Raw genomic sequence first — 15610 nt, 5'->3', positions numbered from 1 at the left:
TTATCTTTATATAAATTTTGAGGAAATGAAAAAAGAAGAGAACCTGCCGTATAATTTTACTTCGCTAACCGAAGCAGCGAGGACTTTTGGCCTGCCGGAGCCTAATCATCCGCTTATAACTATACTTGGCGCAGAAAGTACTCAGGTGGTGGAGCGTTATGTTCCGCAGTCGCATGTGCTTAACTTTTATAAGATATCCTATAAGCCCCGCCTGAGCGGTCGCATAAAATACGGACAGCATTACTACGACTTTGATGAGGGTGGACTCCTTTTTGCAGCACCCGGTCAGATAATTGGGAAAGACGAAGATCATGGTGGCGTATGTTCGCAGTATACTTTGCTTATACATCCCGATTTTTTACTCACTTACCCTTTAGCAAAAAAGATTAAGCAATATGGTTTTTTCTCCTATTCGGCTAATGAGGCATTGCACTTGTCAGACAAAGAAAAGGCAGTTATAATTTCTATTTTTGAGATTATAGAAGAGGAGTTAAATAGCCGTCTCGACGATTTTAGTCAGGATGTTATTATCTCACAAATTGAACTCTTGCTTAATTATGCCAACCGTTTTTACCGACGTCAGTTTATTACCCGCAAAGCGGTAAGTAACGATTTGCTTCAAAACCTTGAAGAGATACTGGATGAATACTTTGGTGAAGAACAGTCTGCTAATAAGGGAATACCCACAGTACAGTATCTTGCAGGCAGGTTACATATATCTCCAAGCTATCTTAGCGATATGCTGCGTTCTCTTACCGGACAAAATGCCCAGCAGCATATCCATAATAAGCTTATAGAAAAAGCGAAAGAGCAACTGTCGGTAACAAGTCTTTCTGTTAGTGAAATTGCTTATAGCCTCGGTTTTGAGCATCCGCAATCGTTCAGCAAGCTGTTTAAAACTAAAACCAGTCTTTCTCCTGTAGAGTTCAGGAGGAGTTTTAATTAATAAAAAAACCGCTACACAGCAGTAGCGGTTTTTTTATGACTATGATAAGCTGTTGAGCTAGTGATATTATTTTTTGTCGGTTACATAATTCAGTTCTGTTACTCCCGAAGAAAACTGTTGGCTAGATAATAGTTTTAAAGGCATCTTGTTTTGTCCTTCTGTAAATAATGGAATGCCTTTTCCTAAAACGATAGGATTTACAAAAAGCCAAAAACCGTCAATCAGGTTTAGATTAAGTAATGAGTGGGTTGCTGCCGGACTCCCAAAAAGCAGTATTTCAGAGCCGGACTGTTGTTTAATTTCATTTATATGATTAACAAGATTATCATTTATGATAGTTGTATTGGTAAAATCCTTTTCGTTAAGCGTATTTGACAATACTATCTTGTGGGCGTTTTTATACCACGCCGAATGTTCAATGTCATGTTGTGAAGCATTTGGTTTGTCTGCTGCGGTAGGCCAGTAGGCTTCCATCATCTGGTAAGTTGTACGTCCGTATAGCGCGGTGTCTCCCTGACTTATTCTTTTCCCTACATGATTAAAGATTTCGTCGTCAACTTTTATCCAGTCCATTTCGCCATTTGGTCCGGCAACAAAGCCGTCAAGCGATATGTGCATAAATGAAATTATTTGTCTCATAATGTTCGTTTGTTGTTTTTGTAATGATTCAAAGATATGTTATATGCAGTATGGATTAAATGTGTATTAAAGACAAGCGGGAGGGGAGAATAGGACAAAAATTTAATTTACAAACCTTTCATCGTATTTCGCAATACAGTTCGATGACGTAAATGCCCCTCTCTTTTGGCTCTTTTGTACCTTAGTTATTTCATGGTTAATGGATAAATTTGAGAAACTTAAAAGCAAAAGTAATGGCAATAATCAATCCTCATATTAACTTCAACGGTAATGCCGAAGAAGCGTTTACATTTTACAAATCAGTATTTGGCGGAGCGTTTACAAATGTTGTTCGCCTGAAAGATCTGGCTGGTCCTGAATTTCCGGTGCCAACGGAAGACGAAAACAAAATTATGCATATCGCCCTGCCTATTGGTGGCAACCTGCTAATGGGAAATGATGTTCCTGCATCTTTAGGAAGAGTAAATGAAAATGAGAACAGGAGTAAAATTGCGATTAGCGCAGCGAGTAAAGAAGAGGCCGATAAATTATTCAATGGCCTTTCAGCCGGGGGTACTGTAGAATTTCCTATTGGAGACAGTCCGTGGGGTTCTTACTTTGGGATGTTCAGGGATAAATACGGTATTGAGTGGATGGTTGATTTTATACCGGGTAAGTAATTAAGTAATTACTAAGAGTAAATAATATTACGAATGGGATTCTGCTTCGCGGCTTCCCCAAAGTTCCGCTTTGAAAATAAAAACCGCAACAGCATAATTTAAAGGGGTTTTAGTTTTTTACTTCACTAGGAGGTATAAAATGTTATAGGGAATTGGAAGGAGTTATCATAAACGGCACTACTTATATTTTGACGATACGACTGTTTATTAAGGTAAAACCTTCAATCTTGATTTCATATTTATCATAAATTTCTTTTACAAATTGATTAATGTCACTTCCAGTGAAAATTTCTCCACAGCCATTATTTTTTAAACAATATTCTGGAGTAAATAAAATACCGGAATTTGCTAATTGAAAATAAATAGCTACCGCAGGTTTATTAGGATTTCTTGATACTAAGTTTGAAACATGAAAACTTCCTATTTCATTTGATCCTTGTATATCTAAAGCGGTTGTTTCTTGCTGCTTGATTTGAATAACTCTTTCTCCTCTGAATCCTTGCATTCTTTCACAATAAATAAATGAGTTAAGATCTACTTCATAAACTGTTTCAACAATGAAATCACCAATCGACATAACTTTTGTATTTTGAATAAGTTCATTAAATGCATTACCAGCTTGTGTGAATTTGTTTTCACAATAATTTTCAGGATTATGAAAATATGTTTGATACTCTTTGAAGCCTTCTTTTTCTCCTGTCCAAAAAGTCTCCCCTTGCTCAATCGTGGATGAATTAATTTTATACATGAAAGTTTTAGAAATCTCTGAAATTCCGACAATAAATTCTGAATTATCATCATTGCTAATCAATAATTCGTTTTGTAAAAAAAACGGAATATTAGGAAGTTCTATTTCTTTACATTTTTGTATGATGTTTAAGCAGTTTTCGACCTTACCAGCAAAGCTGATGCACAACTTGGAATTTAGTATATAGGTTTTAAGTATTCCTTGCATAGGGTTTACTCTCATTTTGTTCCCCCCAGAAATGGTATCATCAATAATATCAATACTTACTTTTGTGTCAGCAAAAAATAGAATAGTCCTAAGCTGCTTTTTTCCAATTATAAATGACATGTTTTTATGTTATTAGTTTTAAACTCTAATTGCTAAAAAGTGATAGATTGCTTTCAAAATCTCTACAAATTCTGCTTAATCTATTTATCAATTCATTACTGACCATACTTAATTGATTAGTATGGATTAATAATCTTGTAGGCTTTTCGGGATTGTCGTAATGAATATTGATATACTCTCTGTTTAGACCTTCTGATAACTTTTCCGAATGTTCGTTATTAAATTTTATTTCGAAAAGATTTTGTAAGTCAATGTCAAAATCTCTAACATAGTGTCCAACTGCCACAATAGTGATAGGGAATTTTCTAAAAAAAGGAGTTGTAAACAATTCCTTTCGAAGCCCTATACTTTCAGCTCTTTTATTTTTTGGAATATCTCTGCTGTAGCTGCCAGTTTCTTGGCTTAATTCCGAAGAAAAAGAATATTCATGGAAATTGATGATAAGATTCTGTACATCGTTGAAGTAAATTTTATCTATTATTCTTTGATAGTTGTACCAAGTTTTACTTGTTCCCCCATCGCCGCTAATAGCTTTATTTTCTTTATTGACTCTTCGAATTTTGTTTTTTTGTCCCTTATAAGAATAAAGAGGATTGTATTTGTTTTCAATGAACCAGCTTTCCACATCTGTAAATTGTTTGTTAGTTGAATGATTGTAGTCCCAATCAATACAGTTTTTCAGGAATTCTCGTTCGTGTTGGTCAGCTGATTTTTCTATATCTATAGCAGCTTCTTTGCCTATGATTAATATTTTTGAATTGGGATTTCCAGAGCCGATAAATAATTTTTTTTCTGTTGCAAGTTGAATAACTTCCTTAAATTCGGGAGTATAGTTTACTGATCTCATTTTGTATTAGGGGTTATTGGTTTTGTAGCTAATATATGAGATTTTTAAATATTGCTATTTCAAGGTTGGGTTTAAAATAAAAACCGCAACAGCAAAATTTAAAGCAAGCTTTATTTTCCTGTTGCGGTTTTATTTATTCTGTGACCACGATGGGACTCGAACCCATACGCCTTGTGAGCACCACCCCCTCAAGATGGCGAGTCTACCAATTCCTCCACGTGGCCAAAGGTAGTATAAACAAAAAAAGTTAAGCGTAAGCTTAACTTTTTGTGACCCGGCTGGGATTCGAACCCAGGACCCCATCATTAAAAGTGATGTGCTCTACCAGCTGAGCTACCGAGTCATTGCATTTCAGAAAATAAAATCAGGTCTTATTTGTGACCCGGCTGGGATTCGAACCCAGGACCCCATCATTAAAAGTGATGTGCTCTACCAGCTGAGCTACCGAGTCTGTTATTTCATTCCCTGAATGCGGGTGCAAATATACGCATCATTATTTCATTATTCAAAGCGTTTCTGCGAGAAATTTGCGATTTTTTTCATTATTTTTTTTAACGCCTTTATTTATAGGGGCTTATTGCGAAAGAAAATTTTACTTCATTTTAACCTTAACTTATAATTGAGCATTATTTTGAATGAAATAAGGGCTTCTCACAAAAAAAGTAATTAAAATTGCAGTATGAAAAAAGTGATTTTGTGTGGATATATGGCTTCCGGCAAAACGACAACAGCAAAACTTTTGTCAAAAAAAGCCAATTTAACCTATATCGACCTTGATGAGGTAATAGAAAAAAACACCGGAAAGACCATTTCGAAGTTATTTGAAGAGGACGGAGAGATCAAATTCCGTAAACTGGAACACCAAACCCTAACTACTATAGTAAATGAATCTGAGGGCTTCGTTTTAAGTTTAGGGGGCGGAACGCCTGTATATGCCAATAATCATTTGGTAATGCAACGTGACGATGTAGTGTCGGTATATCTTAAAACGGGAATAGGGGAGATTGTAAACCGCCTTAAAGCCCAAAAAGGTCTGCGTCCGCTGTTAGATGCCCTTAAAGAGGAAGAACTCGACGAGTTTATTGGGCAGCACCTTTTTGAGCGCAGTTATTATTACCATCAGGCAAAGCATGTGGTAGCTACCGACGGTAAATCGCCGGATGAGGTTGTAAACGAGATTATGAAGCTTATTTAATCTTCCAGATAAGCGTATTGTTCGTTGGTGCCTAAAACTACCTGAACGTTTTCGCGTAATGATGTAGAAAGCGATAATCCTTTAAAGTCGGCTTTAACCGGGTATTGTTTGTGATTACGGTCTACAAGTACTGCTGTCTTGAATTTCTTAAGCGGAACATTAAGAAAATGCCTCACACCATATATCAGGGTAGTGCCGCTGTTTAGTACATCATCAACCAGTATAAGGCTTTTGTTGGCATATTCTTCAGGTTTAAGCGAGGTTTCAATCGGGTCAAGCGGTTGCTGCTTGTTTATTTTTACCTCACAAAGTGTAGCTCTTATCTCCGATATCTTTTCTACTTCAGCGGCAAGTTTTTGTGCAAACAAATAACCATTGGCTGAAATTCCTGCAATAACAACTTCGGTGTCATCAGGGAAGGTTTCGTATATCTGGTAAGCAATACGTCTTGTTTTATGGTCTATTTCCTGTTGTGTAAGGATGATGTTTTTCATTATAGGGTATAATTTGTATCAAAGATAAAAAAACTGTTGGCTTCCTTTATGGATTTTATTCGTTGTCGAATTCGTCGTCGTTAAAATCCATGCCATATTCGTCAAGATCACGGCGGTCTTTTTTAGTAGGCCTTCCGGTTCCTGTAGCGCGGTAATGTGCTTTAGAAAGTTTAAGTAGTTCCAGATGCTCAAATGCCTCTGCCGGGGTTTCGTCCTTGCGGTAAATGTCTACCAGTTTGGGTCCGACACGATTTGCAGGAATGTCTAACACCTGGAGTATATAGTTTATCTGGTCACGACGTACAGTGACTTTATCTCCCGGGAAAACATCGCGTGATGCCTTTGCTTGCTGGCCATTTACAGTTACATGTCCTTTTTGTATGGCTTGTGTTGCAATGCTGCGTGTTTTATAGTAGCGAACACACCATAAATATTTGTCAATCCTCATACTAATTCGTAAAAATCGCTGTTATTAGCATTACAAAAATAAGAATTCTAAACGGGTTCCAAATGAAAATTGTATCTTGCGCCCATTAAAAAAAATTACGATGAAGAGATTTTTAAAGGCCTTCAGCCTTATAGCGTTTATTGCCATTTTTGCTTCATGTGGAAATGACGACGATGTTACTGCGACTCCTCCAAGAGATTATGGAGTTCAGAATGCTGCTGATACCGATAGTATAGTTAAGTTCCTGAAAACACATTATATCGTTCTTGACGAAACTAATTATCAGACAACTTTTCCTGAAATTACTGACGGAGTTACCGAACCTTCAATATGGGATAATACTACATATCCTTTAAAGAGCACTGTTGTTACAAGAAACAGTATAGATTATACTATTTATTATCTTACTTTCCGTCAGGGCGTTGGAGATGCTCCATCAGGTGTTGATGATGTTAATGTTAACTATAGAGGTACATTGCTTGATGGAACCCAATTTGATATTGCTCCGGTAGTTGGAGGAACAAATTTCTCGTTAAGTGAAACGATTTCAGGCTGGCAGGATATTTTTCCGTTCTTCAATTCAGGAACATATATAGAAGGTAACGGTGGTGAGCCGGCGTCTTTTACAGATTATGGAGCGGGAGCGGTATTTTTACCTTCAGGCTTAGCTTATTTTAATGGTTCAAGAGCCAGTATACCTGCTTATTCTTGCCTGGTATTTTCGTTCCAGCTTTTTGATGTTACTTATACCGATATTGATGGAGACGGGATATTGAATAAAGATGAGTTTGAATGGGGTAAGGATGATGAAACCGGTGAATGGAAAAAAATACCGGTTGTATTTAGTGATACCGATGGTGATGGTGTTCCTAACTATGCTGATGTTGATGATGATGGTGATGGATTTCTTACTAAAGATGAGATAAGAAAAGTAATAAATGGTTTACCAAGCACAAACCAATATTATACTTATGACGAAATGCTGGATGAAAACGGTACTGTTAAAGAAGAATTCAGATGTCCTAACAGCACCAGGGAGATACCGGTTCCTAAATATATGGATGATACCTGTAGAGGCGGAGTTGCCAATTAGGGTAGTGAAAAGCTATAAATGAAAAATCCCATCAGTCGTTGAGGCTGATGGGATTTTTTATTTTATATGTTTCAGTGTTTGGATTTTAGTCGGATTATCCAAATCCTAATATTGTCGTTTATTTATGCCTGGCAAAAATCAGACAGGAAAAGAACAAGAATAAGTGCTGTGTAGTAGTGTTTTAGTAGTGTTTTCATAGTAAGGGGGATTTAGCTAAATTAATCTTCTGTTTTTGGTTACTCAAATAAAGGAAAAATATTAGTCAGAAAAAAGCCTAAAACGACGAAATGCATGAATAATCAGGTGAAATGCGTAGTGGTAAAATTTTGATAACACAGTGATATTAGGCTTTACTTAAAGTTAATATTTGTTTTTAGTTTAAATATTGAATTTTCATGTGTATTTTTTCTTAAAACACCTACAGTGGTAGCTTTATTCCGCTTAGGTTTTCAAATTCCAGCCTCAGGGCAGATTTAATTCCTATAATCTCAAAAGGGTCGTAATTGAAAAAAGTATATTTTAATCTGGCAAAATGAGTAGTGTCTTTGTTTATTGCTGTGAAGTAACTTATGAGAAGGTTAAAGTTTTCTTCGGCTTTTACTTTATCTTCAGATGTTATAAAAATTGTAAAAACCTCTATTAATTTCTCGTTCATTAGTGTAATTTTAAAAATTGGGGCACAAATATAACACTGGCCGCAGCTTTTAAAATTACGTAATCATTAAGGTAATGTTGTGCAGATTAAGTTTATGGTTGTGGGCGAAAGTCAGGTAACAAAAAAATCCCGCTCTTTCGAACGGGATTCTTTATATGAGTAAAAGAAAATTATTTCTTTCTGCTTATTGCTTTTTCAGCAGCTTCAACGATAGCACCATTGTTTAGCTTATATTTTTCCATAAGCTGAGCCGGTGTTCCTGATTCTCCAAAGCTGTCATTAACCGCTACGAACTCCTGTGGAGCAGGGTTGTTAAGTGCAAGTACACGTGCAACGCTTTCTCCAAGTCCGCCAAGAATGTTGTGTTCTTCAGCAGTTACGATACATCCTGTTTTACCTACTGATTTAAGGATAGCCTCTTCATCAAGTGGTTTGATTGTGTGGATGTTGATAACCTCTGCAGAGATGCCTTTAGCTTCAAGAGCCTCAGCAGCAACAAGAGCTTCCCATACAAGGTGTCCTGTAGCTACGATAGTTACATCAGTACCTTCGTTAAGCATCATTGCTTTTCCGATAACAAAATCCTCTCCTGTTTCAGAAGTGAAGTTTGGTACTGATGGACGTCCGAAACGTAGGTAAACAGGTCCGTGGTGCTCAGCGATAGCGATGGTAGCTGCTTTTGTCTGGTTGTAATCACAAGTGTTGATTACTGTCATGCCCGGAAGCATTTTCATCAAACCTATGTCTTCAAGTATCTGGTGAGTTGCACCATCTTCACCTAGTGTAAGACCAGCGTGAGAAGCACAAATTTTTACGTTTTTGTCTGAGTAAGCAACCGACTGACGGATCTGGTCATATACCCTTCCTGTAGAGAAGTTAGCGAAAGTACCTGTAAAAGGAATCTTTCCACCAATGGTAAGACCTGCAGCCATACCAATCATGTTAGCTTCAGCGATACCTACCTGAAAGAAACGCTCAGGGTGATTTGCTTTAAAGTCGTCCATTTTAAGCGACCCGATAAGGTCAGCACAAAGGGCAACTACATTTTCATTTGTTTTTCCAAGTTCAGTTAGTCCCGCACCAAAACCAGAACGGGTATCTTTACTTCCTGTATTTGTATATTTTTTCATCTTTTTCGAGTATTGAGTAGTGAGATTTTAGTATTGAGAACTTAGTAGTGAGTATTGAGATTTTAGTATTGAGAAAAGTTCTCAGGTCTATTATCTATTATCTTCGGTCTAATGTCTCAAATCTAATATCTCAAATCTAAAATCTATTAATAATCACCAAGGGTTACTGCATTCTGGTCAAACGCTTTTTGAAGCTGCTCATCGTTTGGCGCTTTACCGTGCCATGCGTGCGTATGCATCATAAAGTCTACACCATTACCCATTTCAGTATGAAGAAGCACACATACCGGTCTTCCTTTACCTGTTCTTGATTTAGCATCTGCCATACCTGCAAGGATAGCCTCGATATTATTACCTTGTTGAATTTCTACTACTTCCCATCCAAAAGCAACAAATTTTGCGCTGATGCTTCCCATGTTAAGTACTTCGTCTGTAGAACCATCAATTTGTTTACCGTTAAGGTCGATTGTAGCGATATAGTTGTCTACTTTATAAGCAGAAGCATACATCATAGCTTCCCAGTTTTGACCTTCCTGAAGTTCACCATCACCGTGAAGGCTGTATACAAGGTGGTTGTCTCCGTTAAGTTTTTTAGCCTGAGCAGCACCCACGGCTACGCTCATTCCCTGTCCAAGAGATCCTGAAGCCATACGTACACCCGGAAGCCCTTCGTGAGTAGTTGGGTGGCCCTGAAGCCTTGAGTTGATGTGACGGAAAGTTGCAAGCTCAGATACCGGGAAGTATCCGCTGCGTGCAAGAACGCTGTAGAATACAGGTGAGATGTGTCCGTTTGAAAGGAAGAATACATCTTCGCCGATACCGTCCATGTCAAATCCTTCTTTACGGTCCATAATAACCTGGTAAAGGGCTACTAAAAATTCTGTACAGCCAAGCGATCCTCCAGGGTGACCTGAGTTTACCGCATGCACCATACGAAGGATATCCCTTCTTACCTGAATCGTTAAATCGTTAAGTTGTTGTGTATTAGGCTTCATTTTATCTGTTAAAGTTAAACTGGTGCAAAGATAATCAGATATTTCGATTTAGGAAGCTGTACATTCCACATTTCCAAAAAGTTATGAAAGAGGTGTTTATAAATAAAAATATTCCCGTAAAACAATGATTTTTACGGGAATATCTCAGTTTTTTATAAAAAGCACTAATGTGTTTAGTCTTCTTTTTTGGTAAAGGTATAAGAACCGCCTCCCTGCTCTATGATAAAACGTTTCGTTTCAGGATAAAATGTTATGGTAATACCGGCAGGAGAGAAGGTGAAAATATTTTTCTCGGCCGATTCTAACGGAAAAGACTGCTGGCCGCTCGCCTGTGCAGATAATATTTTTCCGTTGGTGCTGATAACAAAATTCACAGGCATTTGGGTATTGGTATAAATACCAATCAGCTGATCAAGTTCTGCTGTCGTATAATTGTATGTTTTAAATTCAGGGATTTCGAATGGCTTGCCAAAAGCCCAGCTAAGCAGGTTTATGCTAAGGTCGTTGGTGTTCATGTTGGCACCGTTAGATGTCATGGCAAGAGTTACTTTTTCGTTAGGGAAGTAAGCAAGGAACGATGTAAAGCCATCTATACCGCCACTGTGTCCGTATGATTTCTTTTCTTCAAAAGGAAAACGGAACATTCCCATGCCATATTCATCGCGAAGGGTTTTCATTTGCTCAAGACTTGCCTGTGATACCAGTTTTCCTGAAAAAAGCGCCTCTATAAATTGAGAAAGATCTGTAGGGTTAGATACAACAGCTCCGGCGCCCATTGGTACAGACATATCGGTTTCCATGTCTTTTTCCCATTTCCCCATATATCCGTAAGAGTTAGCTTCGTTAGCAGCAGGATTTATCTTTCCGCCCATATAGGTGTTGGTTAGCTTAAGGGGCTTAATGATTTTTTCGTTAAGCAGTTCCTTGTATGGTTTCTTGTATGTTTTTTCAAGAATGTAGGATAGCAAAACATAATTAGCGTTACTGTAATCGGCTTTTGTGTCAGGCTCAAAATCGCTTCCGCCGCGTGTAATGTTTTCGATCATCTGGGCTTCTGTCTGAGGAATGTTAGACCAGGCATAATACGACGGATCGTTAGTGAAGTTATGAATACCCGAACGATGGCTCAGCATTTGCGCAATGGTAATAGTAGAAGCTTCGGGAATGTTAGGGTAATAAGTGTCGAGCTTGTCAGTCAGCTTCAGTTTTTTTTCTTCAATGGCTTTAAATACCATAGTTGCGGTAAACATTTTTGAGATAGACCCTATCCTGAATTTTGTTGCTGCTGTATTCTTTTTGTTGTTCTCAACATCGGCAAAGCCTGTCGAACGGCTGTAAATTATCTTTCCGTCTTTGGCTATGGCTACGCTACCCATGTATTTGTTGTTAGCTTCAAGAATGTCCATGTACTGATCCAGTTTGGTTTTGTCCGGTGTTTGGGCTAATAGGGTAGTGGCGGTAAGGATGGAGCCTAAGGTAAGTATGATTTTGTTTTTCATTTTTGTTTGCATTGAATTCTCAAATGTAGTGATTTTTGATAGGAAGTCCGATGTCGGAAGTAGGGAGTCCGAAGTCGGATGTTGATGTTTCAAAGTTTCAAAGACCTTATCGTTCCATCTTATCCCCGGACGGTATTCAGTATTCAGTCTCAGTTTGCAGGGCTATGTGGTAAAATCCGCGTCTATCCGCTCAAACCCGCGTCATCCGCGTTCTGTTATTAAGCAACAGTAGTAACCCTAAACCTGACTGCAAAGGTACGAACGATATTTAGCTGTTTACTGAAGTTGCCTTTTCAGCAAAACTTTGTCACTTTGCAACTTTGCCACTTTGCGGCTTTTTAATGGTTTTCTCCCCGCACCCCTCTTTCCTAAAAATTACAATTACAATACCATGTTCAAAATCAAATTCATTTACAATTACATTTTCAATATCACTTTCATTTTCCATATGCAAAACATATGATGAAAGGAGAGATTTTTGAGGTGTAGCTGATTTTACTGTTTAATGGTTTTGTTTTTAATGGGTTAAAGATGTAATGCTGAATATCACGAACAAAAAGTGCAATATTATTTTGTATCATATGTGTTGACATAACAGTTTCAAAGTCTCAAAGTTTCAAAGTCGCAAGGTTTACAGCAATAGGCAATAGTTATGAGTGAAGCTGGCTCCCCTCTCTTTTGTAGAAGTGTTGGGGGAGGCCTATCCGGGCATCCGACCTCAAACCCTAAACTCTAAACAACAAACTCAAAACAATTGCCTATCTTTGCGCCCTGTAAAAGAGAGCCATGAAATTTGACTTAATCACTAAAGACCCGCAAAGTAAAGCCAGAGCGGGCAGCATAACTACCGATCACGGTGTTATCGAAACTCCTATATTTATGCCTGTGGGTACGGCAGGTACCGTAAAAGGCGTGCACCAGCGCGAACTTAAGAACGATATCAACCCTGATATCATTCTTGGGAATACCTATCACCTTTACCTTCGTCCGGGTACTGAAATTCTTGAAAAAGCAGGCGGACTGCACAAGTTCATGAACTGGGACCGACCTATCCTTACCGATAGTGGCGGGTATCAGGTATATTCACTTTCGGCTAACAGAAAGATTAAGGAGGAAGGGGTTAAGTTCAAATCGCATATCGATGGCTCGTACCATTTCTTTTCGCCGGAGAGCGTAATGGAAATTCAGCGTACCATTGGTGCCGATATCATTATGGCTTTCGACGAATGTACGCCTTACCCATGCGATTACCGTTATGCAAAACGCTCTATGCACATGACGCACCGCTGGTTAGACCGATGCATCACGCATCTTGAAAAAGTTCCGTATAAATACGATTACAGCCAGGCGTTCTTCCCAATTGTTCAGGGTAGTACCTATAAAGACCTAAGGGCACAATCTGCTGAATATATTGCTAATGCCGGTGCAGTGGGTAATGCCATTGGCGGACTTTCTGTTGGCGAGCCTGCCGAAGAGATGTATGCAATGACCGATGTAGTATGCAGCATTCTTCCGGAAGACAAACCACGTTACCTGATGGGAGTGGGTACACCTATAAATATACTTGAGAATATTGCCCTTGGGGTTGATATGTTCGACTGTGTTATGCCTACACGTAATGCCCGTAACGGAATGTTGTTTACAGCTAACGGAACCATTAATATCAAAAATAAGAAGTGGGCTGACGATTTCTCTCCAATAGACGAAATGGGCATTACTTTTGTAGATACCGAATATACTAAGGCGTATTTAAGACACCTTTTTGCATCGGATGAATTCCTTGGTAAACAGATTGCTACCATTCACAATCTTGGTTTTTATATGTGGTTGGTTCGTGAAGCAAGAAAGCATATCTTAGCAGGAGATTTCCGTGAGTGGAAGGAGATGATGGTGAGAAATATGAGCCAAAGACTTTAAGTATATAATCTAAAAGCATTTATCCTTTGAAAATAATAGACTGGTACATTTTAAAACGTTACCTGGCCACCTTTTTTGTAATGCTCATCATGTTTATACCTATTGGTATAGTGATTGACGTATCCGAAAAAATCAATAAGATATTGGCTAAAAAAGTGCCTTTTATGAAAGTTGCCGGCTATTATGGCGACTTTACCATCTATTTTGCTAATATGCTTTTTCCTATAATGCTCTTTCTTTCGGTAATATGGTTTACCTCTAAGCTTGCCAATAATACCGAGATTATTGCTGTATTAGGTTCTGGTATCTCTTATATGAGGTTTTTAAGGCCTTATATCATGGGGGCATCTATAGTATGCGTGTTGGCATTGGTAATGGGTATCTTCTTTGTACCGAGCGCGAGTAAGGGTTTTAACGATTTTAGGTATACTTATCTGAAAAATAACCCTGAAACACGGCAAAGTACCGAGGTGTACAAGCAAATTAGCGATAATGAGTATATCTATGTAAGTCATTTTAATTATCTCGATAAAATGGGTTACAACTTTAACCTTGAGAATTTTAAGGATAACAAGCTTGTTTATAAGATCAATGCTTCTTCTATAAAATGGAATGAGAAAGACAGCACTTATACATTAACTGGATATAATAAAAGAACAGTTGGGGCTATGGGGGATAAGCTGGAGTCTGAACCAGAGAAGAAATTCAAATTCAACTTTAAGCCGGATGATCTTACACCAACTATATATGCCGCCGAAACAATGACTCTTGGCGAGCTCAACAAGTTTATAGAAAAAGAAAAAGACCGTGGATCGGGTAATATAAATGCTTATTATGTGGTGCTCTACAGAAAGTATAGTATCCCTATTTCGGCGTTTATCCTTACGGTTATTGCGGTGGCGGTATCGTCTATGAAACGCCGTGGCGGTATGGGGGTAAACCTTGCCTTGGGTATTGCCCTGGCATTCGTTTACATCTTTGTCGATAAAGTATTTGGTACCCTTGCCGAAAAATCAAGCATGAGTCCGTTCCTTGCTGTATGGATTCCTAACTTTGCTTTCGGAATACTGGCTATATATCTGTTACGCAATGCAAGACGTTAAGCTAAAAAACTACCTGCACCTTCATTTTATAGTGTTCATCTGGGGTTTTACCGCAGTACTTGGTGCACTCATTACACTTGACGCCCTGCCGTTGGTTTGGTTTAGGATGTGTATAGCCGTAGGTATTACAGCCATTTATGCGGCTGTTACCAAGGCTCCGTTAAAAATTCCCTTTAGAACACTAATAGGTTTTCTTATTGCTGGACTGGTTATAGCCCTGCACTGGTTTACATTTTTTCAGGCTATAAAGGTTTCTAATGTATCGGTTACGCTGGCATGTTTGTCTACGGGTGCTTTTTTTGCATCGTTGCTGGAACCTATATTCTTTGGCAGGAAAGTAATTCTGTATGAAGTGCTTTTCGGGTTGCTTGTCATTGGCGGTCTGTATATGATATTTCACTTTGAAGGTAATTATCTTAGCGGAATATTGCTGGCGCTTTCATCTGCATTCCTATCGGCATCGTTCTCAATCATCAACGGAAAATATGCAACACAATACAGTCCTGTAACCATCTCATTTTATGAGTTATTGGGAGGGGTATTCTTTTTCTCCTTATACCTTTTGTTCTCAGGTAGCTTTACACCGGAATTCTTTATGGTATCGGCTAATGACTGGTTGTGGTTGTTTGTACTGGGTTCATTTTGTACAGCCTACGCTTTTATAGCATCGGTACACGTTATGAAATACCTAACGCCTTATACGGTTATGCTAACGATAAACATGGAACCCATTTATGGGATAATTCTTGCTTTGATCGTGTTTAAGGACAGTGAACAAATGAGCTTTTGGTTTTATATCGGGGCGGCTATAATACTGAGTACTGTGATACTCAATGGAATACTAAAAAACAGGACGAAAAAAGTAAACTAAATGGCGATTGGTATTTCCTAAATCGCTTAAAGTTTTATCTTTGC

General features: G+C 38.3%; 17 protein-coding genes and 3 tRNA genes. 7 read left to right on the top strand and 13 right to left on the bottom strand.

The window, feature by feature from the left end; all coding sequences use genetic code 11:
* Positions 1-25: 25 nt before the first annotated feature.
* Positions 26-946 carry a helix-turn-helix domain-containing protein gene (locus ACFSR3_RS02895; RefSeq protein ID WP_379819636.1) on the top strand — a complete coding sequence of 307 codons (921 nt, stop codon included), beginning with the start codon at positions 26-28 and terminating at the stop codon, positions 944-946.
* 66 nt (positions 947-1012) lie between these two features.
* Here the strand turns inward: ACFSR3_RS02895 and ACFSR3_RS02890 are convergent, their stop codons facing one another.
* On the bottom strand, positions 1013-1585 hold the full coding sequence (locus ACFSR3_RS02890) for a dihydrofolate reductase family protein (protein ID WP_379819635.1): 573 nt from the start codon (positions 1583-1585) through the stop codon (positions 1013-1015).
* 233 nt (positions 1586-1818) lie between these two features.
* On the opposite strand from ACFSR3_RS02890, the gene ACFSR3_RS02885 reads away from it, so the two are divergent.
* Positions 1819-2244 (top strand): VOC family protein, encoded by a 426-nt coding sequence (locus tag ACFSR3_RS02885; protein ID WP_379819634.1) that lies wholly within the window; start codon positions 1819-1821, stop codon positions 2242-2244.
* 181 nt (positions 2245-2425) lie between these two features.
* Here the strand turns inward: ACFSR3_RS02885 and ACFSR3_RS02880 are convergent, their stop codons facing one another.
* From ACFSR3_RS02880 to ACFSR3_RS02860, 5 genes are all read right to left on the bottom strand, one after another.
* The gene (locus tag ACFSR3_RS02880) at positions 2426-3319 is read right to left on the bottom strand and encodes a hypothetical protein (protein WP_379819633.1); all 894 of its coding nucleotides are present in this window, start codon (positions 3317-3319) and stop codon (positions 2426-2428) included.
* Between the two features lie 25 nt (positions 3320-3344).
* Complete coding sequence (locus ACFSR3_RS02875) at positions 3345-4166, bottom strand: hypothetical protein (protein ID WP_379819632.1); 822 nt, start codon at positions 4164-4166, stop codon at positions 3345-3347.
* Between the two features lie 141 nt (positions 4167-4307).
* A tRNA-Leu gene (locus ACFSR3_RS02870) sits at positions 4308-4390 on the bottom strand.
* Positions 4391-4436: 46 nt separating this feature from the next.
* Positions 4437-4509, bottom strand: a tRNA-Lys gene (locus ACFSR3_RS02865).
* Positions 4510-4544: 35 nt separating this feature from the next.
* Positions 4545-4617, bottom strand: a tRNA-Lys gene (locus ACFSR3_RS02860).
* A gap of 228 nt (positions 4618-4845) precedes the next feature.
* On the opposite strand from ACFSR3_RS02860, the gene ACFSR3_RS02855 reads away from it, so the two are divergent.
* Positions 4846-5361, top strand: a complete 516-nt coding sequence (locus ACFSR3_RS02855) for a shikimate kinase (protein WP_379819631.1) — start codon at positions 4846-4848, stop codon at positions 5359-5361.
* On the opposite strand, the gene ACFSR3_RS02850 is transcribed toward ACFSR3_RS02855, so the two are convergent.
* Together ACFSR3_RS02850 and ACFSR3_RS02845 are read right to left on the bottom strand one after the other, a co-directional pair.
* On the bottom strand, positions 5358-5858 hold the full coding sequence (locus tag ACFSR3_RS02850) for a phosphoribosyltransferase family protein (protein ID WP_379819953.1): 501 nt from the start codon (positions 5856-5858) through the stop codon (positions 5358-5360). The two genes, ACFSR3_RS02855 and ACFSR3_RS02850, sit on opposite strands and share 4 nt — an antisense overlap.
* A gap of 52 nt (positions 5859-5910) precedes the next feature.
* Positions 5911-6303, bottom strand: a complete 393-nt coding sequence (locus tag ACFSR3_RS02845; RefSeq protein ID WP_114757769.1) for an RNA-binding S4 domain-containing protein — start codon at positions 6301-6303, stop codon at positions 5911-5913.
* Positions 6304-6403: 100 nt separating this feature from the next.
* On the opposite strand from ACFSR3_RS02845, the gene ACFSR3_RS02840 reads away from it, so the two are divergent.
* Positions 6404-7396, top strand: a complete 993-nt coding sequence (locus ACFSR3_RS02840; protein ID WP_379819630.1) for a hypothetical protein — start codon at positions 6404-6406, stop codon at positions 7394-7396.
* A 418-nt stretch (positions 7397-7814) separates the two neighbouring features.
* On the opposite strand, the gene ACFSR3_RS02835 is transcribed toward ACFSR3_RS02840, so the two are convergent.
* From ACFSR3_RS02835 to ACFSR3_RS02815, 5 genes are all read right to left on the bottom strand, one after another.
* On the bottom strand, positions 7815-8051 hold the full coding sequence (locus ACFSR3_RS02835; protein WP_114757767.1) for a hypothetical protein: 237 nt from the start codon (positions 8049-8051) through the stop codon (positions 7815-7817).
* 170 nt (positions 8052-8221) lie between these two features.
* Entirely contained in the window at positions 8222-9181 is a 960-nt protein-coding gene (locus ACFSR3_RS02830) for a transketolase family protein (RefSeq protein ID WP_379819629.1), read from the bottom strand.
* 146 nt (positions 9182-9327) lie between these two features.
* Entirely contained in the window at positions 9328-10176 is an 849-nt protein-coding gene (locus ACFSR3_RS02825) for a transketolase (protein WP_114757765.1), read from the bottom strand.
* Between the two features lie 173 nt (positions 10177-10349).
* Positions 10350-11675 carry a serine hydrolase domain-containing protein gene (locus ACFSR3_RS02820; RefSeq protein WP_379819628.1) on the bottom strand — a complete coding sequence of 442 codons (1326 nt, stop codon included), beginning with the start codon at positions 11673-11675 and terminating at the stop codon, positions 10350-10352.
* 307 nt (positions 11676-11982) lie between these two features.
* On the bottom strand, positions 11983-12123 hold the full coding sequence (locus ACFSR3_RS02815; protein ID WP_379819627.1) for a hypothetical protein: 141 nt from the start codon (positions 12121-12123) through the stop codon (positions 11983-11985).
* 338 nt (positions 12124-12461) lie between these two features.
* Here ACFSR3_RS02815 and tgt point away from each other — a divergent pair, with 338 nt between their 5' ends.
* Genes tgt through ACFSR3_RS02800 form a run of 3 tightly spaced genes read left to right on the top strand, consistent with a single transcriptional unit; the run spans position 12462 to position 15566 of the window.
* Positions 12462-13592 carry a tRNA guanosine(34) transglycosylase Tgt gene (tgt, locus tag ACFSR3_RS02810; protein ID WP_114757762.1) on the top strand — a complete coding sequence of 377 codons (1131 nt, stop codon included), beginning with the start codon at positions 12462-12464 and terminating at the stop codon, positions 13590-13592.
* A 26-nt stretch (positions 13593-13618) separates the two neighbouring features.
* The gene (locus ACFSR3_RS02805; RefSeq protein WP_114757761.1) at positions 13619-14695 is read left to right on the top strand and encodes an LptF/LptG family permease; all 1077 of its coding nucleotides are present in this window, start codon (positions 13619-13621) and stop codon (positions 14693-14695) included.
* Positions 14682-15566, top strand: a complete 885-nt coding sequence (locus ACFSR3_RS02800; protein WP_379819626.1) for a DMT family transporter — start codon at positions 14682-14684, stop codon at positions 15564-15566. The genes ACFSR3_RS02805 and ACFSR3_RS02800 overlap by 14 nt, the downstream gene beginning before the upstream one ends.
* Positions 15567-15610 lie beyond the last annotated feature (44 nt).

Origin of the sequence: Flavobacterium suzhouense (assembly GCF_042684765.1) — a bacterium.
Taxonomy (GTDB): domain Bacteria; phylum Bacteroidota; class Bacteroidia; order Flavobacteriales; family Flavobacteriaceae; genus Flavobacterium; species Flavobacterium suzhouense.
The sequence above is the reverse complement of the archived record's forward strand: the minus strand, read 5'-3'. Positions and strand labels throughout refer to the sequence as shown.